The 1,731-nt window shown below is 74.8% G+C and carries 1 protein-coding gene; it reads right to left on the bottom strand.

All coding sequences use genetic code 11. From position 1 onward, the window contains the following. On the bottom strand, positions 1-1,731 hold a 1,731-nt coding region (locus H5J33_RS34160), incomplete at both ends, for a polyketide synthase dehydratase domain-containing protein (protein ID WP_181798544.1).

Genomic DNA, 1,731 nt, shown 5'->3' with positions numbered 1-1,731 from the left:
CCGAGGGCGATCAGCACGTCCCGGAAGTTCAGGCCGGCCGCCCGCACGGCGACGCGCACGTCCCGGGGCCCGAGCGGGGCCTGCTCGTACGGCCGGAAGGCGAGGTCGTCCAGGCTGCCCGTGCCCGCTTGCGTCAGCCGTCCGTCGAACGCCTCCGGGGCGCAGCGCACGAGCCGGGGCACGTAGACGGCGCCGCTGCGCACCGCCACCTGGTCCTCGTCGCCGACCGACAGGCCGTCGGGCAGCTCGTCGGCGTCCACGAGCACGAACCGGCCGGGGTGCTCGGACTGCGCGGACCGGACCAGACCCCATACGGCCGAGGCCTCAGGGTCGCTCACCCGGTCGCCGGGAACGACGGCGACCGCGCCCCGTGTGCGCACCACGAGCCGTTCGCCGGGCCCGGCCAGGAAGTCCTGGACGGCCGCCAGCGCCTCGGTGACCGAGCCGGGCGAGACGACGGCGTCGCCGAGCGCGCCTTCGCCTGGGGTCAGCGGAATCCAGTCGAGGGCGTACAGCGGGCCGCGTTCCGCCATGGGGCGGGTGGTCAGCGCCTCGATGGTCGCCACGGGCTCGCCGGAGCGGTCCGCCAGGTGGACGGCGTACGTGCCGGGGCGCACCTCCGTCAGCCGTACGCGCGCGGAGGTCACGCCGGTGCGGTGGACCGCGATCCCGCCCAGCGAGAACGGCAGCCGCACGTCGCCTTCCGTGCCGGCCAGCAGCGCCAGCGGTTGCAGGGCGGCGTCCAGCAGGGCCGGATGGACCGAGAACCGGGCCGCGTCCGCCACGGTGACCTCGGCGAACACCTCATCGCCGCGGCGCCACACCGCCTGCACGGCCTGGAAGGCCGGCCCGTACTCGTAGCCCGCCGCGGCGAGCGTGTCGTAGAGCCCGGTGACCGGTTCCGCGCCGGCCGGCGGCCATTGCGTCAGTTCCTGCCCGGCCACGGGTTTCCCGCTCACCGTGCCGGTGGCGTGCCGCACCCAACCGTCCGTACGGGACCGGACGTCGACCGTGCGGCGGCCGGTCTCGTCCGGCTCGCCCACGACGACCTGCACATCCACCGCGCCGTCCGCGGGCAGCACCAACGGCGCCTCCAGGACCAGTTCCTCCACCGCGGCCCCGGCCGCGCGCACCACCAGTTCCACGAACGCCGTCGCGGGCAGCAGCACCGTCCCCAGTACGGAGTGGTCCGCGAGCCAGGGGTGGGTGGCCAGGGAGAGCCGGCCCGTCAGGACCCGTTGCTCGCCCACCTCGACGGCGGCGCCGAGCAGCGGATGGTCCACCGAGTCGAGGCCGGCCGCGGAGACGTCTCCGGCGCCTCCGGCGAGCCAGAACCGCGTCCGCTGGAAGGGGTAGGCGGGCAGCACCACCGGCTCCGCGTCAGGAGACGGCCAGCGCACCGGCACACCCGCGACGAACAGCCGCGCGGCCGCGGCCAGGAACTCGGCCGGGGTGCCGTGGTCGCGGCGCAGTGTCCCGGTCACCACACCCGTCTCGTGCTCCTCCAGCGCGGGCGTGAGCACCGGGTGCGGGCTGATCTCGACGAAGACGGGGTCACCGCCCGAGGCGAGCAGCAGCCGGGCGGTCTGGTCGAACAGCACGGGTTCGCGGAGGTTGCGGTACCAGTAATCCGCGTCGAGGGCTGAAGTGTCGATCTGCTCTCCGGTCACCGTGGAGTAGAAGGGGATGTCCACGGTCCTCGGCTCGATCCCGGCGAGGTCGGTGAGCAGT

The organism is Streptomyces sp. WELS2 (assembly GCF_013870595.1).
Lineage (GTDB): Bacteria > Actinomycetota > Actinomycetes > Streptomycetales > Streptomycetaceae > Streptomyces.
The sequence above is the reverse complement of the archived record's forward strand: the minus strand, read 5'-3'. Positions and strand labels throughout refer to the sequence as shown.